This is a genomic window from Variovorax sp. GW458-11-26-14-LB1, from assembly GCF_059423965.1.
This window is the reverse complement of the sequence record NZ_JBWKYW010000021.1, coordinates 37,558-60,617: the sequence shown is the minus strand read 5'-3', so window position 1 is coordinate 60,617 and position 23,060 is coordinate 37,558. Positions and strand designations below refer to the sequence as shown.

The 23,060-nt window shown below is 69.4% G+C and carries 18 protein-coding genes; 1 reads left to right on the top strand and 17 read right to left on the bottom strand.

Features of this window, described 5'->3' with window-relative positions:
* Nucleotides 1–169: 169 nt before the first annotated feature.
* The 6 genes from phaP to AC07YS_RS15870 form a co-directional block, all read right to left on the bottom strand.
* A complete protein-coding gene (gene phaP / locus AC07YS_RS15895; protein ID WP_062482377.1) occupies nt 170–619 on the bottom strand; it encodes a TIGR01841 family phasin in 450 nt (149 codons plus the stop codon).
* Between the two features lie 44 nt (nt 620–663).
* A complete protein-coding gene (locus AC07YS_RS15890) occupies nt 664–2,004 on the bottom strand; it encodes an MFS transporter (RefSeq protein WP_495268490.1) in 1,341 nt (446 codons plus the stop codon).
* 48 nt (nt 2,005–2,052) lie between these two features.
* Nucleotides 2,053–3,669 (bottom strand): wax ester/triacylglycerol synthase family O-acyltransferase, encoded by a 1,617-nt coding sequence (locus AC07YS_RS15885; RefSeq protein WP_495268491.1) that lies wholly within the window; start codon nt 3,667–3,669, stop codon nt 2,053–2,055.
* A 52-nt stretch (nt 3,670–3,721) separates the two neighbouring features.
* The gene (locus tag AC07YS_RS15880; RefSeq protein WP_495268492.1) at nt 3,722–5,434 is read right to left on the bottom strand and encodes a long-chain-fatty-acid--CoA ligase; all 1,713 of its coding nucleotides are present in this window, start codon (nt 5,432–5,434) and stop codon (nt 3,722–3,724) included.
* A gap of 40 nt (nt 5,435–5,474) precedes the next feature.
* Nucleotides 5,475–6,254 (bottom strand): esterase/lipase family protein, encoded by a 780-nt coding sequence (locus tag AC07YS_RS15875; RefSeq protein WP_495268493.1) that lies wholly within the window; start codon nt 6,252–6,254, stop codon nt 5,475–5,477.
* A 535-nt stretch (nt 6,255–6,789) separates the two neighbouring features.
* Entirely contained in the window at nt 6,790–7,830 is a 1,041-nt protein-coding gene (locus AC07YS_RS15870) for an AraC family transcriptional regulator (RefSeq protein WP_159275467.1), read from the bottom strand.
* Nucleotides 7,831–8,128: 298 nt separating this feature from the next.
* On the opposite strand from AC07YS_RS15870, the gene AC07YS_RS15865 reads away from it, so the two are divergent.
* The gene (locus AC07YS_RS15865; RefSeq protein ID WP_492731138.1) at nt 8,129–9,043 is read left to right on the top strand and encodes an alpha/beta fold hydrolase; all 915 of its coding nucleotides are present in this window, start codon (nt 8,129–8,131) and stop codon (nt 9,041–9,043) included.
* Between the two features lie 30 nt (nt 9,044–9,073).
* Here the strand turns inward: AC07YS_RS15865 and AC07YS_RS15860 are convergent, their stop codons facing one another.
* The 11 genes from AC07YS_RS15860 to AC07YS_RS15810 all read right to left on the bottom strand — a co-directional run bounded on the left by AC07YS_RS15860 (nt 9,074) and on the right by AC07YS_RS15810 (nt 23,060).
* The gene (locus AC07YS_RS15860; protein WP_495268494.1) at nt 9,074–9,769 is read right to left on the bottom strand and encodes an HAD family hydrolase; all 696 of its coding nucleotides are present in this window, start codon (nt 9,767–9,769) and stop codon (nt 9,074–9,076) included.
* A 33-nt stretch (nt 9,770–9,802) separates the two neighbouring features.
* On the bottom strand, nt 9,803–11,569 hold the full coding sequence (dhaL, locus tag AC07YS_RS15855; RefSeq protein WP_495268495.1) for a dihydroxyacetone kinase subunit DhaL: 1,767 nt from the start codon (nt 11,567–11,569) through the stop codon (nt 9,803–9,805).
* Between the two features lie 66 nt (nt 11,570–11,635).
* A complete protein-coding gene (locus tag AC07YS_RS15850; protein ID WP_495268496.1) occupies nt 11,636–13,387 on the bottom strand; it encodes a glycerol-3-phosphate dehydrogenase/oxidase in 1,752 nt (583 codons plus the stop codon).
* The gene (locus AC07YS_RS15845; RefSeq protein ID WP_495268497.1) at nt 13,384–14,988 is read right to left on the bottom strand and encodes an FGGY family carbohydrate kinase; all 1,605 of its coding nucleotides are present in this window, start codon (nt 14,986–14,988) and stop codon (nt 13,384–13,386) included. The genes AC07YS_RS15850 and AC07YS_RS15845 overlap by 4 nt, the downstream gene beginning before the upstream one ends.
* Nucleotides 14,989–15,025: 37 nt before the next feature.
* Nucleotides 15,026–15,493: a D-erythrulose-4-phosphate isomerase gene (derI, locus tag AC07YS_RS15840; protein ID WP_495268498.1), complete on the bottom strand. Its 468-nt coding sequence runs from the start codon at nt 15,491–15,493 to the stop codon at nt 15,026–15,028.
* Between the two features lie 100 nt (nt 15,494–15,593).
* On the bottom strand, nt 15,594–16,553 hold the full coding sequence (locus tag AC07YS_RS15835) for a D-ribose ABC transporter substrate-binding protein (RefSeq protein WP_070062044.1): 960 nt from the start codon (nt 16,551–16,553) through the stop codon (nt 15,594–15,596).
* Between the two features lie 62 nt (nt 16,554–16,615).
* Complete coding sequence (locus tag AC07YS_RS15830; protein ID WP_495268499.1) at nt 16,616–17,710, bottom strand: ABC transporter permease; 1,095 nt, start codon at nt 17,708–17,710, stop codon at nt 16,616–16,618.
* A gap of 26 nt (nt 17,711–17,736) precedes the next feature.
* Nucleotides 17,737–19,272: a sugar ABC transporter ATP-binding protein gene (locus tag AC07YS_RS15825; protein ID WP_495268500.1), complete on the bottom strand. Its 1,536-nt coding sequence runs from the start codon at nt 19,270–19,272 to the stop codon at nt 17,737–17,739.
* Entirely contained in the window at nt 19,269–19,925 is a 657-nt protein-coding gene (locus AC07YS_RS15820; RefSeq protein WP_495268501.1) for a DUF2291 family protein, read from the bottom strand. Before AC07YS_RS15820 ends, AC07YS_RS15825 begins: the two co-directional genes overlap by 4 nt.
* Nucleotides 19,926–20,024: 99 nt before the next feature.
* Nucleotides 20,025–20,990: a sugar-binding transcriptional regulator gene (locus tag AC07YS_RS15815; protein ID WP_495268502.1), complete on the bottom strand. Its 966-nt coding sequence runs from the start codon at nt 20,988–20,990 to the stop codon at nt 20,025–20,027.
* A 198-nt stretch (nt 20,991–21,188) separates the two neighbouring features.
* Complete coding sequence (locus AC07YS_RS15810) at nt 21,189–23,060, bottom strand: sensor histidine kinase (RefSeq protein WP_495268503.1); 1,872 nt, start codon at nt 23,058–23,060, stop codon at nt 21,189–21,191.

The following is a 23,060-nucleotide window of genomic DNA, read 5'->3' as shown; positions in this document are numbered from 1 at the left end:
TGCCGCCGTCAACGCGGCGCACGCGCCCCATCTTCTCCCTGTCACAACCACGCGCTGAGTCCTTTCTGATTCATCCGGATCGCGCGACCTCGCGGGGCGAGGCGCGCCTGAGCAATCCGGCAAGGCTACCAGCAGTCGTTGCGCGGACATTGCGTCCGCGGGAGCGCCCCTATTTCTTCGGCTGCAGCAGCTGCTGCAGGTTGGCCATGTTCTCGTTCAGGCGGTCCTGCACCACCTTCCAGCTGTTGTTGCGCGCCTGCGCTTCCAGCTGCGCCAGTTCGCGGAAGTTGTCGACGGCCTGCTGCACGCCGCGCTGCGCGACCTCGGCCTGTTTGGAGATGGCGTCCTTGCCGGTGGCGTCCTTCAGTGCGTCCTGCCACTGGGCCAGCGTGTCGCGCAGGATCTCGCCGCGCCGCTGCGCCAGCGACTGGATGCCCTCGTAGGCCTGCCGGTTGGCCTCGGCCAGCGCCTCCATGTCCTTGCGCTGCCACTCCACGAGCGCGCCGACGTCCACGCCGGGCAGCTTGAGCTGCTCGATCAGCTTGCTGAAATCTTCCATCGACGGCAGCGCCGTCGGAAAGAGCGGGTTGGCGTTGGCTGCGGTCTTGCTGGTTGCCATGAATTGAATCTCCTTGGTGAGTGAAATAGCAGGTAACGAAAAAATCAGGCCGTCGCGAGCTGCGAGCGGCGCGCGGCGGCGGGCCGCATGACGAGCAGCAGGACCACGCCGGACGACAGCCACAGCCCGATCGCAAGGAACATGCTGTTGTCCGAGCTGCCCGAGGCGGTAGTGATCCATGCGGTGATCACCGGCATCACGGCGGGCCCGAGGTTGCCCAGGCTGCTGATCAGCGCGATGCCGCCGGCCGCCGACTTGCGCGGCAGGTACTCGCTGATGGCCGCGAAGAAGATCGGCGTGTTGGCCGACTGGCCGATGCTCATGACCGCGAGGCCCGCCAGCGCCAGCACCAGGTTGCCACCGCTGAACACGGCCACCAGCAGGCCCGCCGAGGCCAGCGCCACGCAGAAGAAGAAGTGCTTGCGCCGCTCCAGGTGCTTGTCGGAGCTGCGGCCCACGAACACCATGCCCACGGCGCCGAAGACCGCCGGAATGGCCGACAGCAGGCCGACCATGAACACGTCGCCCACGCCCCAGTTCTTGATGAGCGTGGGCACCAGGAACACCAGCGTGTAGTTGGCGCCCAGGAACAGGAAGTACACGAAGGCCATCGTGAACACCTTGGGGTCGCGCAGCAGTGCCCAGAACGAACCGTGCGACGCGGTCTCCACGGCATGCGGCTCGTTGTCCAGGTGATGGCGCAGTGCGAGCTTCTCGGACGGCGTGAGCCAGCCGGCCTGCTCGGGCTTGTCCTTCAGGTAGAAGAACGCGACGATGCCCAGCACCGAGGCCGGCAGCCCCTGCACCACGAACAGCCACTGCCAGCCGTGGTGGCCGCCCAGGCCGTTCATGTACTTCATGATCCAGCCCGACAGCGGGCCGGCCAGCAGGTAGCCGATGGCCGTGGCCGTCATGAAGATCGAGATCACCTTGCAGCGCCGCGCCGAGGGGTACCAGTAGGTGAGGTACAGGATGATCCCCGGGAAGAAGCCCGCCTCGAACGCGCCCAGCAGGAAGCGCAGCACGTAGAACTGCGTGGTGGTCTCCACGAACATCATGGCCGAGGCCACGAGCCCCCAGCAGAACATGATGCGCAGCAACGTCTTGCGCGCGCCGATCTTCTCGAGCATGAGGTTGCTGGGCACCTCGAAGAGGAAGTAGCCGATGAAGAAGATGCCCGCGCCCAGCGCATAGGCCTCGTTGCTGAAGTCCAGCGTCTGCTTCATCTGCAGCTGCGCGAAGCCGATGTTGATGCGGTCGATGAAGGCGACGATGTAGCAGAGGATCAACAGCGGCAGCAGGTGCCAGCTGACCTTCGAAAACAAAGCCTCGTCCGCCGCGTTGTACGGCGCGCGGGCGGGGACCTGCGCAGAAGTGGGGGTCATGGTCTTGCTTTCCTTTGGGGTCGGTCGGTGAAGTGATCGGCGGGAAGGCTAGGCAGCGGCGGCGGCGCGCTTGCCCTTGGCAGGCGCGGCCGGCTTGCGCGGCGCGCGGGGCTTCTTGCTGGCGGGTGCGGCAGCAGTGGCAGCCGCACGCGGCTTGGCGGCGGCCGGCGCCTTCGCGCGGCGCGGGGCCTTGGCGGGCACGGCTTCGGCTGGCGCCTCTTTCGCGACCGCCGGCTTGGCCGCGCTCTCGACGCTGGGCAGCCGCTCGATCTGCCGCAGCGCCGCGCGCAGGTGGCCGATCAGCTCGTACGACTCTTCCTGCGACAGGATGCGGCGGCAGGCCGTGAGGCCGAAGTCGAGCGAACCCGCGTAGCTCTGCACCGTGATGTTGAGCGCGCTGCCGTGGTACGGGATCGACACCGGGTAGAAGTGCATCATCCGCGCGCCCGCCACATAGAGCGTGGCGCCCGGGCCCGGCACGTTCGAGATCAGCACGTTGGCCGCGGGCGGCACGCGGCGTGCCAGGTTGGAGCGGCCGTACAGCGAGGCCAGGCTGGTCATGAGCCAGGGCGAGCCGGTGATCGGCATGTCGACGCCGAGCACGGGCTTGAGCTCGCGCACCACGGCCTTGGCCGCCTCCGACGAGGCATGGATCGCCTTGAAGCGCTCGGCCGCGTCGCCGATGTCGGTCGCCAGGTCCACGCGCACCATCGACACCTGGTTGTTCATCGAGTCGTCGCCCTCCGCGCGCAGGCTCACGGGCACGCCGGCGATCAGCGCTTCCTTCGGCAGCAGGTTGCGCTCCTTCAGGAAGCGGGCCAGCGCCTCGCTGCACATCGCCATCACGATGGTGTTGACGGTGCCTCCCACCCGCTTGCCCAGCGCCTTGAGTTCGTCGAAGGGCAGCGACATGGTGCTGTACGAGCGCTGGTTGGTGATGGCGTCGTTGAACATGCTCTTGGGCGCCATGCCCAAGCTGAGGCGCCGCTCGCCCTTGCCGGTCTGCTGGCTCGCGAGCACGCTGCCGGCCGCCGTGAGCGCGCGCGCGGCCGCCGGCAGCAGCTCGGCGAGCTTGCGGTACTGGCGCGCCGAGTTGGACACCGCCGCCTGCAGCAGTTCGGCCACGCCGAGCTGGTAGTGGCTGCCGCTGCCGCGCTTGCGGCGCGCGGGCGGCACCTCGCGCATCTGCGCCGTGGTGTCGTAGAGCACCTTGGCCAGCTCGGTGCCGGCCTTGCCGTCGACGCCGCTGTGGTGGGCCTTGGTGTAGAAGGCCACCTGGCCGTTCTCCAGGCCTTCGATGACGTACATCTCCCACAGCGGGCGGCTGCGGTCGAGCAGGCTGGAATGCAGGCGCGCCACGAGGTGGTGCAGCTGCTCCATGGTGCCGGGGCGGCGCAGCGTGAGGCTGCGCACGTGGTAGTCCAGGTCGATGTCGTCGTCGTCGATCCACACCGGCTCGGCCAGCTCGAAGGGCATCTGCGCGAGCTTGCGCGTGAGCACCGACGCCAGGTGCAGCCGCTTGCCCAGCATGCCCTTCACGTCTTCGTAGTAGTCGCCCCGGTAGCCCTCGGGCAGGTCCAGGAGCATGAGGCTGCCGACGTGCATCGGCGTCTCGGGGGTTTCAAGGTGCAGGAACGACGCGTCCATGCTGCTCAGGTGGTCCATGGCGTGGCCTCTTTCGTCGGTGGGATCGGTGGGAATTGGGGAATGCGCGCGCTCAGGCGATGGCCGCGGCGACGGCCTGCCTGCGCAGCTCTTCGTCCACGAGGTCTTTCTTGGAGAGCTTGCCCACCGCCGTCTTGGGCAGCGCGGCGCGGATCTCCAGGGCCTGCACCATCTCGTGCTTGCCCACGCGCTCCTTGAGAAAGCTTTGCAGGGCCTTGATGTCGAAGGCCTCGGCGCCGGGTTTGAGCGTGACGAAGGCCTTGGGCGACTGGCCGCGGTATTCGTCGGGCACGCCGATCACCGCCACCTCATGCACGGCCGGGTGCTGGTAGATGGCCTCTTCGAGCACGCGCGGATAGACGTTGTAGCCGCTGCACAGCAGCATGTCCTTGCAGCGGTCGACGATGAAGACGAAGCCGTCCTCGTCCATGTAGCCCACGTCGCCGGTGCGAAAGAGGCCGTCGAAGGTGGTGCTGTCGGCCGTGGCCTCGGGCTTGTTCCAGTAGCCCTTCATCACGTTGGGGCCCTGGATGCACATCTCGCCCTTCTCGCCCAGCGGCACGTAGCGCGTGGGGTCTTCGAGGTCGAGCATCTTGATGACCACGCCTGGGTGCGGAATGCCGCACGAGCCCGCCTTGCGCTGGCCGTGCGCGGGCGAGAAGGTGCCGGTGGGCGATGTTTCCGTCATGCCCCAGCCTTCGGCCAGCCAGGTGCCGGTGATGGCGCGGAAGCGCTCGCCCACCTCCATCGGCAGCGGCGCGCCGCCCGAGTTGCACAGCTTGAGCGAGTGCAGGTCGTACTGCGGCGTGTCGGGGTCGCCGATCACCGCGGTGAACATGGTGGGCACGCCGCAGAAGGTGGTGAGCTTCTTTTCGGCGATGTCGCGCAGCGCGGCCTTGGGGTCGAAGCGCAGGTGCTGCACGATCTCGGCCGCCAGGCGCACGCCCAGCAGCAGGTTGACCGTGAGCGCGTAGATGTGAAACGGCGGCAGCACCGCGAGCAGCCGCTCGGTGCCCATCTGCAGCACGGGCGGCGTGCCCGACTGCGTGATCACCACCTGCTCGCAGGCCGACGACAGGTTGGCGTGCGTGAGCATCGCGCCCTTGGGCAGGCCGGTGGTGCCGCCCGTGTACTGCAGGATGGCCAGCGCCTCGCGCGGATCGCCGAGGGGGTGCGGCGTGTAGCGGCCGTCGTTGTCGAGCAGTTCGGAAAAACGCAGGTGGTGCTCGTCGCCGGAGATGTCGACCGTTTCGTTCTTCGCCTTCATCTGCGCGGCCACCTGCTCGGGCGCACCCGTCATCTCGGCGAGGTTGCCGACGACGAGCTTCTTCAGCCGTGTCTTGCCGAGCATGGCGGCCATCTGCGGGTACAGCGCGGCCAGGTCGAGCGTGATGAGGAAGTCGGTCTGGCTGTCCTCGATCTTGTGCTCGAGCACCTTCGCCGCATCGAGCGGCGAGTAGTTGACCACCGTGCCGCCCGCCTGCAGCACGCCGAACAGTGCGACCAGGTAGTGCGGCGTGTTGGGCAGGAACAGGCCCACGTGCACGCCGGGGCGCACGCCCAGGGCCTGCAGCCCCTTGGCCGCGCGGTCGACCAGCGCGCCGAGCTCGCGGTAGTTCAGCCGCTTGCCCATGAAGTCGATGGCCGGCCGGTCGGGAAAACCGGCCACGGCGTCGGCCAGGATCTGCTGGACCGAGGTGGGCGTGATCGCGTGGTCCCACGCCACGCCTTCGGGGTAGGAAGCCAGCCAGGGCTTGCTGTTCATGTGCGTCTCCAGGAAGTGAACGGGTGGGTGATGCGGCGCGTCAGGCGGCCTTGCGCACGTCGCGGTGCGGGTCGAGGTACAGCAGGCGGCGCAGGCCTTCGCGGCGGAACGGCTTCCACTGGCCTTCGGGCTGCGCGAGCCGGTCGGCGATGGCGTAGAGCACCACCGGGTTGTGGCCGAGGCCGCAGTGGCTGCCCTCGACCTCGATGTTTTCCGAGGTCGCGGTCTCGCGTTCGCGGCAGCCCTGCCAGGCCACGATGCCGTCGCTGCGGCTGTAGATGGCGCTGGCCGGCACGGGCGGCGGCGTGCGCATGCGTTCGCGCTCGGGCCAGTCTTCGACCTTGCGCTCGCTCACCATCTCGTACAGCCGCCACGCGTTGCTCGCGCGCGGCTCGCCGGCGAACGGGCTGCCCAGCGTGATGACGCTGCGCACCTGCGAAGGCGCGCGCCGTGCCAGCTCGCGTGCGAACACGCCGCCCAGGCTCCAGCCGACGATGCTCACCTTGCGTTGATAGCGTTCGTGCAGCTCGGCCAGGCGCTCCTGTATCTGGTCTTCCACGCCGGGGCGCGGGCCGAAGTTGGGGCCGAGCTTCCATCCGTGCGCGCGGTAGCCGCGGTCGCGCAGGAAAGCGCGCAGCGGTTGCGTCGAGGCATCGCTCGCCGAGAGGCCGGGCAGCACGAGCACGGGATGCCCGTCGCCCGCGGGCGCCATGCGCAGCATCGGGGCCATGGTGAAGAACGCGGACAGCTCCGCCACGGCGCGCCACTCGAGCATCAGCAGGCGGCGGGACGGCGGGGCCATCGAAGAAGATTCGGTCATGGTCATCTCGGGAGTGGAGGGAAAGGGAAAGAGAAAAAAGAGAGGCGAAGAAAAAGCCCGACGTGCAGACGCGATGCACACGGCTACCCGGTCGGGCGGTCGTTCGAGAGAGGATCGAGATCGGGGAAAAGGGGTGAAGGCGCCGCGCAACGGCGGCGCCCGGCCTGTGCGGCGGCACGCATGCATGGTGTGAACCCGCCGCGTACGTCCAGTCCGTGCCGGGCATGCCGGCACGCGCGAGGTGCATCCATGTGTTGTCTCCTGTCGGCCTCGTCCGGGCCTTCAGTGAGGCTCGGATCGGGCACTTTGTTGTCGTTGCTCTGGGCACCATCTTTTCGCGGCGACGTCGACAAGGAAAGGTGCGATGCGACCACTTCGCGGTGATTTCGGGACGCGCATTTGAACGACGCGCAGGCGTGACTCACAACTGCGAACAGATGTGTGGATCGACGGCCACGCGAACGCCGCACGAGGGCGCGCGCGTGGGGATCAGCAGTGATTCACGATGCCCGATGCGGCATCGCGCAGGTGCGGCTCAGGCCTTCGCCGCGCGGTAGTCCTGCGGGCTGCGGCCGGTCCAGCGCACGAAGGCGTGGCGGAAGTTCGAGGCGTCGCTGTAGCCCAGCCGCTCGGCGATTTCCTCGGTGGTCATGCGCGTGGTGCGCAGGTACTCGATGGCCAGCACGCGACGCACGTCGGCCAGGATGCCGCGGTAGGTCGTGCCTTCGGTCTCGAGGCGTCGGCGCAAGGTGCGCGGATGGATCGACAGCTCCGAAGCCATCGGCTCGATGGTCGGAAAGCGCCACGGCATGTGGTCGATCAGCGTGCGCCGCACCACCGACGAGACACCGCCCGAGCGCGGCAGATCGGCCAGCACCTGCTGGCACATCTCGCTCACCATCGCATGCGTGACCGAGTCGGGCAGCCGCGAGGGATGGCCCACCCACGGCGAGCCCACATGCAGTTCGTCGCGCGGCTGGCCGAACGCCACGGGGCAACAGAACAGCGTGCGGTAGGCGCTCAAATCTTCGGGCTCGGCAAAGCGCACGTGCAGCGCAGAGAGACCGAACGAAGGACCGAAGAGATCGCGGCCCAGCCGCAGGTGCACCGCAAAGGCGAACTCGAGCGCGAAGCGGTACAGCGGGTCTTGCGGATCGGACGACAGCAGCACCTCGTAGGGCAGCACCGCGGTGCCGCCGCTGCAGGTGTACGACACCGGCCCGGCCACGGGTCCCATGACGCGGTTGTACTTGATGGTGAAGTCCATCAGGTCGGCATGCGTGGGGCTGCTCAGCAGCCCGTAGCCGTACATGCCGTAGGCCGTGAGGTGCATGCGGATGCCCGCGCGAAAGGCGATGCTGGGACCGGGCGCGAGGCGCACCGCGTTGCGGAAGACCACGGCCGCCTGCTCGTAGGAAATCCGCGTCGCCGGTGCGCGCAGCTGGTCTTCCGTCAGGCCACTTCCGCTCAGGGTTTGTTCCGGTGCGATGCCTTCTTCGACCAGGGTGGCGACGATGGCTGCGACGCGCTGGGGTCCGTAGACGCGTGACGCGAAGTCGGGTGGCGAACGATGCACGACGATCAATCCCTTCAGAACACATGCCTTCGATGGCGAGGCCGCCACTGGCCTCGCACTCCAAGGTCGTCGCAGGATATCGAAGCGTTCTGCACGCGCAGACTCGGAGTTTCCCGATAGCGCCAAATTGTCCCGAAGTCACTCCCGGTTGGTCTGAACGAACCTTTCTCACGCTGGTGCCCCACGGAAAGATCGTCCACGAAACACCGTCCCGGCCGCAGGGCACAAAGCGCAACGCGCGACGGTTGCCTTTCGCTTCTCTTCCTTTCTCTCCCCTTCCTTTTCACCGCCACGCCCCATGCAACGCGACCCCTCTTCCCCTTCGTTCGCTTCGTCCAACGGCATCGAGCTGGCCTACGACTGCTTCGGCGATCCGGCGGCGCCACCGCTGCTGCTCATCATGGGCCTGGGCACGCAGATGATTGCGTGGGACGAAGCTTTTTGCGAGCGCCTGGCCGGTCGCGGCTACCGCGTCATCCGTTTCGACAACCGCGACATCGGACAGTCCACGCGCCTGAGCGCCGCGGGTATTCCCGACGTGGCCAAGCTGCTCGGGCAGGCGCTGGCCGGCGTGCCGGTGAGCGCGAGCCAGGTGCCGTACACGCTGGCCCACATGGCCGACGATGCGGTCGGCCTGCTCGATGCGCTGGGCATCGATCGTGCCCACATCGTCGGCGCCTCGATGGGCGGCGCCATCGGCCAGGAGATCGCGCTGCGTCATCCGGCGCGCGTGCGCACGCTGGTGTCGATCATGGCCACCAGCGGCGCCCCCGACCTGCCGCCGCCCCAACCGCAGGCGCTGCAGGTGCTGCTCACGCCCACGCCGCTGGACCGCGACGGCTACATCGCGCGTCAGCAGCAGGTGATGAAGGTGCTGCGCGCCGGCTCGCATCCGGACGAGGAAGCACTCGACGCCGCGCGCGCGGAACGCAGTTTCGAACGCGGCCTGCACCCGGCCGGCTACGCGCGCCAGCTCGCAGCCATCATCGCGTCAGGCAGCCGCAGGGAGCGGCTGGCGTCGCTGAAGGCGCCGACGCTGGTGATCCACGGCGATGTCGATCCGCTGGTGCCGATCGAATGCGGGAAGGACGTGGCGCGCCACGTGCCCGGCGCGAGGATGGTGACCATCGAGGGCATGGGCCACGCGCTGCCGAAGGTGACGTGGGCGCCGGTGATCGATGCGATTGCGGGGCACGCGGTCGAGGGCCGCTGATTTCTTTCGGGCCTCGGGCGGCCCGGCCCGTCAGCGCATCCGCGCCCGGTGCGCCACGCCGGCGCGCTCGACGAGGTCGAGGTCGAACGCCGTCAGCTCGGCGATGCGCACGTCGGCCAGGGCAAGCACCTCGGGCCCGAGCGGGAACTCCGGCCCGGGCGCCGCGATGATGCCCATGCCGGCCGCATGCAGCGAACGGATGCCGTTGCCGGAATCCTCGACGCCGACGGCATGCTCGGGCTTCACGCCGATCTTCTGCAGCACGTCGAGGTAGATGTCGGGCGCGGGCTTGCCGTGCGCAACATCGTCGCCATACGTGGTGGCCAGAAAGACCTTGTCGAGGCCCGTCACCTTCATCACATGCGCCGCCAGTTCGTTCGGTGAGCCGGAGGCCAGCGCGACCTTGTAGCGGGTCGCCGCCAGGCGCACCGCAGCGATGGCGCCTTCGCGCTCGGGCAGGTGCACCTCGTACTTCGCCAGCAGGCGCGCCTTGATTTCGCGGGCGATCGCGGCCTCGTTCATGCCGAGCCTGGCGCGCAGGTCGAGCCGCTCGACCATGAGGCGCGACCACATGCGGGTGTTGCAGCCCATGGTGGATTCCTGGTCCTCGGAGCTCCAGGTCATGCCGTGGTCTGCGGCGAACTCCTCGCGGGCCTGGCGCCAGAGCACTTCCGAATCGATCAGGATGCCGTCCATGTCGAAGACGACGGCTTGGATGGTGGTCATGAAAAAGGCTTTCCTTGCGTGTGACAGTCGAATTCAGGGGGCCAGCCGGCGCTGCAGCGAAGCCGCCAGCGTCTGCAGGATCAGGCAGCACGAGGTGGCGCCGGCGTCGAGCACGCCGATCGAGCGCGCACCCAGTCGCGCCGAACGGCCGATGCGGGCCTGCAGGGCCTTGGTGGCGTCGCGCCCCTGCTGCGCGGCAGCACCCATGGCTTGCAGGCAGGCAGCGAAGCCTGCGCCGCTGGCGAGCGCGGCGGCGTAGGCATCGCGCGCCGGCACGAGCGTGTCGATCAGTGTCTTGTCGCCGACCTGGGCATTGCCCATCGCCTGCACGTTGGCGACGGCCACGGCCAGCGCCTCGCCGAACAGCGCCGCGTCGAGTTGTTCATGCGGCGCCAGGGTGTCGACGAAGCCGAGAAAGAAGCGGCCATAGAGCGGCCCCATCGAGCCGCCGATGTCGTCCATCAGCGCCTGCGACAGTTGCTCGAGCGCGCCGGGCAGCGACGCGGCGCGCGGGCCGAGCGCGTCCAGGCGCGTGCCGCAGCCGGTGAAGCCCTTGGCCATGTTGATGCCGTGGTCGCCGTCGCCGATCAGGCCGTCGATCTCGCTCAGGTGCTGCCGGTTCGCGACGATGGCCTCGATGAGGTCGCGCACCACGGGGCCCGCTTCCGCGAGGGCCAGCGTGGCGCCGCTCACCGTGCGTGCGCGCGCGCCGGTGCCCGAAGACACGGTCGCCGTGGCCACGGCAGGGTTCATGCGTGCGCTTCCGCTGTAGGTGCGGCCCTGCACGGCGTCGCCGGGCACGCTCAGCCCGACGCTGCGGCAGGGGTGCTTCAGGCAGGTCTCGAGTTCGTCGTCGAGCTTCATGAGGGTCAGCGTCACGCCCATCATCTCGAGCGAGGTGAAGAGGTTGCCGACCTGGTTGAACGCCACCGTGATGCCTTTGGCCAGCAGACGCTGCGCGATCTCTCCGTAGAGGATGTACTGCTCCATCACCGGCGTGGCGCCGAGCCCCGAGATCAGCACCGCGACCCGGTCACCGGCGTCGAACGGCAGGTCGGGCAGCACGACATCGAGCATGAGCTGCGCCATCTCGGCGGCGCTCGCCGTCGCCCGCACGTCGATGCCGGGTTCGCCGTGGTGGCCGATGCCGACTTCCATCGTGCCGGGCTCGATGTGGAAGTTGGCCTTGCCGACCGCGGGGATCACGCAGGCGGACAAGCCCACGCCAATGCTGCGCGTGTTCGCAATGGCCTTCTGCGCCGCGGCGATCACCTCGTCGAGGGAAGCGCCGAGCGCAGCCTTGGCGGCACCGACCTTCCACATGAAGATCTCTCCCGCGACACCGCGGCGCCGCGCCTCGTCGCCCTTCGCGGCCGAGGGCACGTCGTCGTTGGCGACCACGGTCCTGACCACGATGCCCTCGCGCTCGGCCATCTGGCGGGCCATGCCGACGTTCATGTTGTCGCCGGCGTAGTTGCCGTAGAGGCAGGCCACGCCCGCGCCGCCGTCGGCCGTGCGGATCGCGTCCAGGAAGCTCTTGGCCGTGGGCGAGGAAAAGATCTCTCCGACCGCCACGGCATCGACCATGCCGTCTCCCACGTAGCCGAGGAACGCCGGCTCGTGCCCCGACCCACCGCCGGTCACGACACCGACCTTGCCGCGCTCGGGCGCTCGGGCGCGCTTGACGACGCGCGGGTTGGCCGGCAATGCCTCGACGCTGTCGCCGTGGGCCAGCAACCAGCCCCCGAGCATGTCCTCGACGACGCGATCGGGGTGGTTGACGACACGGTTCATGGACATAAGGCAGGTCTCCTGGATAAGGGCGGGGCCGGACGCGGCCCGCGGGGTGTGCGCGAAGGGATGGCTCTACAGGGCCGCGGCGAGCGAAGCAGGGGTACCGGTGGGCGATACGGCCGACGGCACGGCGGCGCCGGGGCCCAGCGCCACACGCTCCGCCGCGATGAGTTCGCGGTAGGCCGCAAGCTGCCGGCGGATGTCGTCGCTCGACCAGCCCAGGTACGGCGCGATGCACCCGGCCACGAACGGGGCCAGGGCCAGCCCGCCATCGGCGAGTTCGATCGACAGGTGGGTGCGGCGCGTCATCACGTCGGTCAGCGTGTGCGCGCCCTCGGCGACGACGGCATGCACGAGTTCGGCGACCAGGTAGTGCGGGGCACCGGGCAGCGTCGCGCGCAGTGCGGGCCTGGCCCGCGCGAGCGCCCGCAGGTCGCGCACCCGGTCGCCGTGCCGCTGCAGCAGGCGACCCGCATCGCCGATGCCCATGCCGAAGTGCCGCGCCAGGTCGCCGGCGCTGTCGCGCACCGCGGCCCAGTCGCCGGCCCCCACCAGCGGCAGCGAGGCCGTGGACGATGGCGTGCCCACCCCCAGGGGCCGCACCGCGGCATCGACCGCGTCGGCCGCCATGCGGCGGTAGGTCGTGTACTTGCCGCCGACGACGGTGGTGAGGCCGGGCGGCCCGTCGATCACCGCGTGGTCGCGCAGCAGTGCCGATGTCGAATCGGTGGCGCCGACCGACTTCAGCAGCGGGCGCAGGCCGGCGAAGGTGCCGAGCACGTCGGCGCGACCGACCTTGCGCTCGAGGTAGGCGTTGAGGTTGTCGAGCAGGTAGTCGACATCGGCCGCTTCGGCGACCGGCTGTGACTTGTCGCCATGCCACGGCGTGTCGGTGGTGCCGACGAGCCAGTAGCCGTACCAGCGGCGCGCGATGATGACGGAATCGGTGGCGCGGGCGAGGATGCCGGTGTCGGACTGCAGTGCTTCCGGCCGCAGCAGGATGTGCACGCCCTTCGCGGGTTGCACCCGGAAGCTGTTGGCGCCCGCGCGCTGCTGGATGTCGTCGGCCCAGATGCCGGTGGCGCTGATCACCGCGCGGGCGGCCAGGCGGTGGCGTTCACCGGTGAGGGTGTCTTGCACCACGACGCCCGCGACGCGCTCGCCGTCCTTGACGAACTCGACCATGGGCGCCCGCGTGATGACCCGGGCGCCGCGACCGGCCGCCGTGCGCACGACCGCGAGGGTGTGGCGCGCGTCGTCCATCAGCGCGTCATGGAACTGGACGCCGCCGACCACGCGTCGTGCATCGATCGACGGGACGTGCCGCTTGAGCGCCGCCCGGCCGAAGTGGCGCTGGCGCGGGACGGCGCCGCCCTTGAGGCCGAAGAGGTCGTAGAGCAGCACGCCGGCCCCGACATAGGGCCGCTCCCACCAGGCGCGGGTGAGCGGATAGAGAAAGGACTCCGGGCGGGCAATGTGCGGGCACAGGACCTTGACCATCAGGTCGCGCTCCTCGATCGCGTGCGCCACCAGCTTGAAGTTGAGCTGCTCGAGGTAGCGCAGGCCGCCGTGAAAGGTCTTGCCCGAACGCGACGAGGTGCCGGTGGCAATGTCGCCCGCCTCGACCAGCACCACCGAGAGTCCGCGCGCGACAGCGTCGAGCGCGGCGCCCGCGCCGGTCACGCCCGCGCCGATCACCAGCACGTCGGCCACGCTGCGCGAGGCTTCGGCCAGGTCGCGCCGCCGCTGCGCGGGATGGAGCCAGGTCGCGTCGGCCGGCTCGAAGGCCCGCGCCAGCACGGCGGGCGAGACGAAGTCGTTCATCGGATCTCCTGCACGGCGGCATCGAGGTGGGCACGCCGGATATCGGCCAGGGCCTGCCAGGGCGCCCTCGCCCGCTGTGCGGTTTCGCGGTACTGCCCGTAGATCTGGTCGTAGAGCGCGGTCTGGCCCGGGGCCGGCAAGGTGACCGCCTCGTCGAGGTAGGCATCAACCCACTGGGGCAGCATCTGGTGAAGGCTGGCGTGGCTGTCGATCGACAGCGCGGCGGTGATGGCCGCGCCTGCGGCGCCGCACTCCTCGCGGTTCGACACGCGCACCGGGCGCCCGGTGACCGACGCGATCATCTGCCGCAGCGCCAGGCTGCGTGCGGCGCCGCCGGACAGGCGGATCTCTTCGGGCAGCGTGCCGAGCGCGGTGTAGCAGTCGCGCGTGGCCATCGCGATGCCTTCGAAGACCGCGCGCGACAGGCCCGCCACGCCCAGCGTGGCACTGAAGCCGCTGAGCTGCGCACGGGCGCTCGCATCGACAAAGGGGCCGCGCTCGCCGCTCTGCGCGATGTAGGGGTGATAAACCGCCTGTGCGGGTGCGGTGGACAGCACCAGCGCATCGAGCCGCTCCAGCATCTGCGCGTGCGGCAACGCCACGCCGCCGGCCAGTTCGGCCGCGCTGCCGAGCAGTCGGAGCAACCAGTCGATGTTCAGCGTCGCCGCCATGTGCGAGACCAGGCGGACCCGCAGGCCCGGCGCGGGCATCGCGATGGTGTAGCCGGCTTCGGCGCTGGGTTCGATGGCCGCCGTGTTGTCGGTGACCCAGCCGTGCATGCCGGTGCTGCCGAGCACCGAGCAGCCGACGTGCCGCAGCCCGCCCTGCGCATCGAACGCCATGCCGCCGGCGCCGAGCACGCACAGCGGCACGTCCATGAGCGGCAGCACCACCGGCAGGCCTTCGGGCAATCCGGTCTCGGCGGCGGCGCTGCGGGTCAGCGTCGCATGGCTGCGGGTGCCGTCGACGATCGGCGGCAGAAGGTGCTTGATGGCCTCCAGGCCGAGCAGCGCCAGGGTCTCGTCGTCGTAGGCCAGGCTTCTGAAGTTGCCGAAGGTGTAGACGCCTTCGCAAGGGCTGGTCGCACGCACGCCCGTGGCCTGGAAGAAGAGCCAGTCCTTGCAATGCATGGCCGATGCGGCCCGTGCCAGGCGCTCGGGCTGGTGCGCCTGCAGCCACAGCAGCTGGCCGCTTTGCATCGACGGGTTGAGCGCGTTGCCGGTGCGCGCGGCGACGAGCCGCGAGGCCGGCGTCTCGCGCAGCGCCTGCACGTGACGGCCCGCGCGCGCGTCGAGCCACAGCATCGCGGGCCCGACCGGGCGGCCGTCGGCATCGACGAGCCAGGTCCCGTCGCCCTGGCCGGTGGCTGCCAGGGCCACCACGCGCGCCGCCAGGCCGGGGACGCGCGCGGCCAGCGCGCGCAGCGTGGCTGCGGTGTCGGTCCAGGTTCCGTCGAGGTCCTGCTCGGCCGCGCCGTCGGGGCCGAGCAGCACGCGGTTCGGCGTGCTGGCCACCGCCACCTGCCGGCCCTGCAGGTCGAAGGCCACGGCCTTGATGACCGAGGTTCCGGCGTCCACGCCGATGATGAGGTCGCGTGCCATGCGCGTCAGTGCCGGCCGCCGAGGGAACGGGTTGCGTTCATCGGTGTTTCGCGTGGTACTTCTCGTCCAGCGCATCGATGGCGCGGACGTTGCGCGCCGACGTGCCGTGGGGATCGAAGTGGGAGGACAGGTAGGCCTGCGCCACCGCCTTGGCCAGTTCGGCCCCGATCACCCGCGCCCCCATGGTGATGACCTGCGCGTTGTTGGAGAGCGCGGCGCGCTGCGCCGAGTAGGTGTCGTGCGTCTGCGCCGCGCGGATGCCGGGCACCTTGTTGGCCGAGAGGCAGACACCGATGCCGGTTCCGCAGACCAGGATCGCGCGGTCGTAGAGGCCGCTGAGGATGCCCTGGCAGACCCGGTCGGAGAGGTCGGCATAGAAGAAGTCGGCGTCCTCCTCGGGCAGGCCGATGTGGGTCACCTCGAGGCCCTCCCGGCCAGTGAAGTGCCTGGCAAGAACCTCGGCAAGGGGCGCGCCCGCGGTGTCCGCGGCAATGGCGATCTTCATGTGCTTTCCATTTCTTCGAACCGGCTGTGCAACCGGCGGCGTCGCGTGGCGAGCGCCGCCGGAACCTTGCGGTGCCGGGGTGTCGTGACGTTCCGTGGGCTTACTTGTCCAGGACGAACGGCGAGGAGTACTTGGCGGCGTTGCCCTTGGTGATCAGCAGGCAGTCGAACAGCTGCTTCTCGGTCTTGGCACCGGTCTTGCCGGTCCGGATGAACGAGTCGGCTTGCTGCACGGCAGCGGCAGCGAACACCGCGACGGGCTGGAGCACCGTGTAGGCCAGCTCGCCGGCCTTGACCGAGGCCACCGAGTCCGGCGAACCGTCGAACCCGCCGACGACGACCCCGTTGAACTTGCCCGCCTTCTTGAGCGCGGCGATCGCGCCGAGGGCCATCTCGTCGTTGCCGCTGATGACGCCCTTGATGTCGGGGTGCGCCTGCATCAGCGACTGCATCTTGTTGTGCCCTTGCGTCCGATTCCAGTTGGCGACTTCCGAGCCGGCCTTGGCCAGGTCCGGGTACTGGCTCAGCACGGTCTTGAAGCCGTTCGACCGGGTCGCGGCGTTGTTGTCGGAGGGGGCACCGACGAGCTCGACGTACTTGCCCTTGTTGCCCATCAGCTCGGCCCAGTGCTGGGCCCCGAGCGCGGCGCCCTGTGCGTTGTTCGACACGAGCTGCGCCTGCGCCAGGCCCTCCTTGTTGATCTCGGCATTGACGAGGATCACGGGGATCTTCGCGGCCACCGCCTTCTGCACCGCGCCCACCGAGCCGCTCGCGTTCGCCGGGTCGAGGATGATGGCGACCGACTTGTTGGTGATGGCCGTGTCGATCAGCCGGCTCTCGGTGTTGGTGTCGCCGGTGTGCGCGGCGACGACCGCGGTGTAGCCCAGTTTCTGCGCCGTGGCCTTGGCCACTTCGCCTTCGGTGAACCAGTAGGGGTTGGCGGGATCGTTCACGATGATCGTGATCAGCCCCTTGCCCTTGCCTTGGGCCCATGCCGGGCTGGCCATCAGGGGCGTGAGCGAGAGTGCAGCAAGCAGCGTGCGGCGGGTGGTGTTCAACATGACTTCGTCTCCTTGGTGGTTTCTTCTGGACAGATGCCGCGGCTGCGGCGAACGGGGATCTTTCAGGCCGTGGGCCGTGGCTGGGCGGAGACGGCCGGGGTCGCAACACGCGCGGGCCGACGGCCGTACCGGATGGCGTTCAGCAGCACCGCGAGCACGATCACGGCGCCCGTGAAGACGGTCTGCCAGTAGGAAGACACGCCGATGATCACGAGCCCGTCGGACAGGAAGCCGATGACGAAGGCGCCGAGCAGCGTGCCGCGCACGTTGCCGCGCCCCCCGGTGAGCGCCGCGCCGCCCACCACGACGGCGGCGATCGCGGTGAGCTCGTAGGTGCTGCCCGCCGTCGGGCCGGCCGAGGTCAGTTGCGACGACAGGACCAGGCCCGCAATGGCGGCGCAGACACCGGACAGCACGTAGACGGTGACGGTCGTGAATCGCACGGGCACGCCCGACAGTTCGGCCGCCCGCGCGTTGCCGCCGCTCGCATACACCCAACGGCCGAAGGCCGTGCGGTTGAGCAGCACGGCCGCCACCACCGCGACCATGGCCAGGACCAGCACGCCGACCGGCATGCCCAGGACCTGGTCGAAGCCGAGCCAGTTGAAGCCCGTGTTGCCCAACTCGGGCCGGCCGCCGAGGTTGTTGAAGGTCAGCCCATTGGTGATCAGCAGCGCCACGCCGCGCGCGACGTACAGCACGCCCAGCGTGGCCACGAAGGCCGGCACCTTGAAGAAGGCGATCAGCACGCCGTTGACGGCCCCGACGAAGGCACCCAGCGCGCAGGTCAGCACCACCACGACCCAGACCGGCGGGTAGAGCACCAGGCCGAGCGCGTCGATCGTGACGCCCTGCATCAGGTAGCCGGCGACGACCCCGCACAGGCCGAGGGTCGACCCGACCGACAGATCGATGCCACCGGTGAGGATCACGATCAGCATGCCGATGGCCAGCAGCCCGAAGATGGCGACGTGCGACGACATGATCAGGAAGTTGCCGGTCGAGAAGTACACGGGCGACAGCAACGAGAACACGGCCACGATCGTGATCAGCGCGAAGAAGGCGCGCCCTTCGAGCAGCAGGCGGACGATGTCGATGCCGCCGCCTCCGCCGTTGGCAGGACCGGAAGGCAGGGCTGGAGATGGGGCTTCGCTCATGGTGATGTCCGCTCGGAAGGCTTCATTCAGGCAACCATGGCTTCGCCCGAGGCGGCCATGATCATTTCTTTGGTGGCGTCAGCGCCGAACTGGGCCGAGATCCGCCCCCGTCGCATGACGACGATCCGGTGCGCGACGCCCAGGCATTCGCTCACCTCCGAGGTCGAGAACACGACCGCGAGGCCCTGCCGCGCGCGCTCGGCGAGCAGGCGGAACACCTCGGCCTTGGCGCCGACGTCGATGCCCCGGCTGGGTTCGTCGAGCAGCAGGACCTTCGGGTGCGTGGCGAGCATCTTTCCGATGACCACTTTCTGCTGGTTGCCGCCCGACAGCGATCCGATGGCCGCCTGGCCGCCGCTGGTCTTGACGGTGACGCGCCGGATCGATTTGTCGACGCATGCACGTTCCCGGGCCGGCGATGTGAAGCACCCGCGAACGAAGGCGCCGATGCTGGCCAGCGAGAGGTTCTGGCCGACGCTCATCGTCTGCACGAGGCCGTCGCGCTGGCGGTCTTCGGGCACCAGTGCGAGGCCCTTGGCGATGCGCTGCGCGATGCTCAGCCTCGACACGTCCTGTCCTTCGAGCAGCACGCGCCCGCCGTCGAGTGCGCACCGGCCGGCCACGGCCTCCAGCAGCTCGGTGCGCCCCGCGCCCATCAACCCGTAGATGCAGACGATTTCGCCCGCACGCACGTCGAGCGACACGTGATCGACGACGTCGGCGCCGGAGCTTTCGGTGAGGACGGCGTCCTCGATGGTCAGCGCGACGTCGCCGAAGTCGTAGCCGCCGGGCGGGCTGCCCAGATCGAAGTTCTCGCCGACCATGTGGCGCACGATCCACTCGAGATCGATCTCGGCGCGCGGCGCCTTGGCGGTCATGGCACCATCGCGCAGCACCACCGCGTGGTCGGTGATCTGCAGCGCCTCCTCCAGGTGGTGCGAGATGTAGACGATCGACACCCCTCGTGCCGTGAGGTCGCGGATCACCTTGAACAGCGCCTCCACCTCCGTCGCCGAGAGCGCCGACGTGGGCTCGTCCATGATCAGGATGCGGCTGTTGACCGACAGGGCCCGCGCGATCTCGACGATCTGCTGCTGCCCGAGGCGCAGGTCTTCGACCAAGGTCAACGGATCGATCGCTTCCTCGAGCTCCGCCATCAGCGCCCGCGTGCGCCTCGCCTCTTCGGCAAAGTCGACACCGGTGGCGCCGCGCAGCTCGCGGCCCATGAAGACGTTGTCGCGCACCGAGAGGTTCGGTGCCAGGCTCAGCTCCTGGTGAATGATCGAGATGCCGCGTTCGCGTGCGTCCGCGGCAGACGCCAGGACCACCGGCACGCCGTCGAGCACGATGTCGCCCGACGTGGGCGTGACCACGCCCGAGAGGATCTTCATCAGCGTGGACTTGCCGGCGCCGTTCTCACCGAACAGCGTCGTGACCTGCCCGCGGTGGATGTCGAAGTTCACGCCCTTGAGCGCCTGCACGCTGCCGTACGACTTGGCGATGTTCCGCGCCGACAGCACGATCGCGCTGTCGGGATGACGGGCGATGCCAGCGGCGCTCATTGCACGCCCAGCCGCACGGGCGTGACGAGCCAGCTCGACGGATTGATGAGCTGGAACACACCGACGACGTCGACCTTCTTGCCGGTGAGCGCGTCACGGTCGAGCGTGCCGAGCACCTGCGCCTTGACCTCGTTGTTCAGTGCCGAGCCCGCGTCCTGGTAGTCGATCTGGTTGGTGAACTGGCCGAAGGCCACGGTGCCCGTGGCGTCCCGCACCTCGGTGCCGTTGAGGGCCGGCCCGGTTTGCACGCGAAGCTGCAACCCTTGCGGCAGGCCATCGACCGCCACCGTGAAGATGCCCGCACGGCCCTCGCCGACCGTCCCGGTGAACCGGACCGGGAAGATCGGCCCGACGCTCCCGGGCTTGCCGTACGTCTCGCCCGCGGCCGCCTTGTCCGCCGCGAGGGCCTGCGCCAACACCGGGGCGTCGACGGCGGCCTTCTCGATCAGGGCCCGAATGGGTGCGAATGCCTTCTTGCCGTAGGCCTCGGCCGAAAACGCGTCGACCCGTGCGTCTTCGCTGGAGCCGATGCGGACCGCCTTGGTGTCCAGCGCCATCGCCACGCACAGCAGCAGGAGCACCGCCGTCCACACGCAGGCCGACGTCCGCAGACGGAACGGTCTGCGCGCGGAAATTTCGAGCTGGGCGCCCATGCGAACCTCCTCCCTGTTGATCCTCTTGAACCTGTGTGTTCCGGTCGACGTTGGTGCTCTAGGGGCACCGACTCCGACGGCCGGAAGATGGCGGCCCGGTCAGCGGCGCTGACCGGCCTGGTGGCGCAGGCACAGCTGCGCGGTCGCCTCGTCGACGATCAGCTCGGTGATCAGGCCGGTGTTGAGCACCGCGCAGATCGCCTCGGCCTTGTACGTGCCACCGGCCACCGCGAGCACGTCGCGCCCGCGCAGGTCGTCCAGCGACGCACCGACCGCGCGTTCGTTCATCTCGCACTTCACCGGTTCGCCGTTCGACGCCACGAAACAGCCGGCGAGCTCGCCCACCGCCCCCGTCTTGCGCAGCGCCGCCAGCTCCTTGGCCGTGACCGACTGGGTGCGCAGCAGATGGGTGTCCGGGCCCAGGTCACCGACACCGACGACGCAGAGCTGGCACTCGCGCACGAGCTCAAGCACGTGCTGCACGCCACGCTGGGCGCGCAGCACCTGAGCGTCGGCCCGGCTGTCGGCCAGGAACGGCACCGGCATGAAGTAGCACTCGCCGCCCGTGCGCTCGGCCAGCTTGGCAATCAGGTCGAACGGGTTGGCGGCGGAGCGGCGCGTCAGGCTGCCCAGGAGCGAGATGAAGCGCGTGTCCTTGCGATTCGCCGCGGGCATCCGCTCGACCATCGCGGCCAGCGTGCGACCGTGGCCCACACCGATGGTGCGTACCTCGCCGGCGTCGAGGACACGGGTCAGCTGGCGTGCGGCAGCCACTGCCAGCGCGGGGATCGCATCGGTCGCATCGTCCAGGTCGGCCTGGGTGGTCGGGACGACCACGCAGCGCTTCAGGCCGAAGGCTTCCACCAGCTTGTCTTCGAGCGCCATGCACTCGGCAGGCACGCCTTCCACGAAGAACTTGATCAGCCCGCTCTGCATGGCCGAGGCGATCAGCCGCTGCACCTTGACGCGCGACACGCCGAGGCGCTCGGCGATCTGCTCCTGCGTGTGGCCGCCCACGTAGGCCAGCCATGCGGCGCGGATGGAAAGACTCAGTTCGGGGTCCATGTCGTGTATTTTGTGAACATTTGATCTTCAGATGCTCAATTGATCAGATGGATGAACTTTAGGGATTGCGGGTGGGCCAGTCAACGAACGCGCTCTCGGTGTTTTCCCGCGCCATCGCACATGCCGTGCCTTGACCGGGCAGGGCAATGGATGGGGAGGATGAGACCCGGCGCGAAGCGAATCGCCCGGGGCTTGCAGCTACTCGCTCGAGACGCCAGTCCGCCGCCAGGCCTGCGCATGGCCCAGGAAGGCGCGAAGCTGCGAGGGCCGCACCGGCTTGACGAGCACCGGCAGGCCGGCCTCGCGTGCCGCCGCCAGCGAATCGCCGCCGACGTCGCCGGTCACGATCAACGCGGGCAGGTCGGCTTCGTTCAACGCAAGGCGCAGGTCCGCGATGGCCTGGAGGCCACTCGCCTGCAGGCCGAGCCGCAGGTCCACCACCAGCGCATCGGGCCGGAAGCCCGCCTGCAGGCACGCCAGCGCGCCCGCCATGTCGCTCGCGGCGCGGACCTCCGTGCCCCAGGAAGCCAGCAGCCCCTGAAGCGCCTGCAACGAACTCTGGTCGTCGTCGAGCACGAGCACGCGCGCGGCCAATGCGGCGGTCGGTGACGCGGCGAGCCGTTCGGCATCGTCCGCCCGATCGCTCTCGGCCGCATCGGCCAACGGCACCTGCACGTCGAACACGCTGCCCTGCCCCGGCTGCGAGCGCACGGTCACGCGCAGGTCGAGCAGTTCGCTCAATCGCTTCACGGTCGCAAGGCCCAGGCCGTAGCCCAGGCGACGGTCGCGCGCGGGGTTATCGATTTGATAGAACTCGTCGAAAACGTGCGGCAGGTGCTCGGGCGCGATGCCGATGCCCGTGTCTTCGATGGCCAGCCGCAGCCGGCCGTTCTCGACCCGGCCGCCGAGCCGCACGGTGCCCTTGTGCGTGTAGCGGATGGCGTTCGCCAGCAGGTTGGTAACGACGCGCGTGAGCAAGGCGCGGTCGCTGCGGACGGTGGCGGGGTCGATGGCCAGCTCGAACGTCAGCCCCTTGGCCGCGGCCACGGCCTGGTGCGGCCGGCAGCAGTCGCGCAGCAGCTCGTCGATGGCGAAGAGCGACCACTGCGGGCTGATCGATCCGGCATCGGCGCGCGTGATGTCGAGCAGATCGTCCACCACGTCGGTCATGCCGTCGGCGCAGGCCACCAGCTGCTCGGAGAGCGCCTGCACCTGCGGCTGTGTGCTGACCGTGTGCAGCGTCTGCGCCAGCAGCGCCATCGCGTTGAGCGGCTGGCGCAGGTCGTGGTTGGCCGAGGCGAAGAAACGCATGCGCGCCGCCACGGCTTCCTCGGCGGTCTGTCGGGCCGAGCGGCTGCGCTCGTTTTCGGCGCTCAGCGCAATCACCAGTTCGGCATTGCGCCGACGCTGCGCCTGGATCTCGTGCAGCGCGCGCGAGAGCTCCCGGGAACTCAGCAGCGTGTAGACGCCGATGAGCGTCACGATCATTGCCATGGCCAGGTGGTAGCTGCCGCCGAACCAGATGTCGCGCAGCACCAGCGGGCCGAGGATGAGCACCACATAGGCCATGGCCGCCCGCCCGATCGTCGAGAGGCGGATCGCACCACCCAGCGACACCGTCACCATCGCGATGTGAAGAATGGCCTCGGCCTGCGCCGGCCCCTCGTGCCACAGCAACGCACTGAGCACGCCCCAGAGCATGGCCAGCAGCTGGTTGCTGGCCATGACGGGCCACACCATCGCCGCCAGGTTCGCGCGCAGCCCGGGCCGCACCGCCCAGGCCAGCCAGAGGCCCATCCGCGCGGCGATGACCAGGCCGTAGACGACGAGCCACGCACGCACCCGCGGGCCGTCGGGCCCCGTTGCGTACTCGAGGTAGCAGAGCAGGCCGCCGACCGCGGCCAACATCCACGACCACGGCGTGGAGCGGATCATCTGCGTCAGCTGCTCGAGTTGCAGGTCCGACAGGGTCGACCACGCGCGGATGTGCGCGTGCGGGGCGAGCGCCACGGCCTCGTCCGCCACCACGTCGGCGTTGGAAGGCGCCTGCACCGGGGACGACGCGCTCAT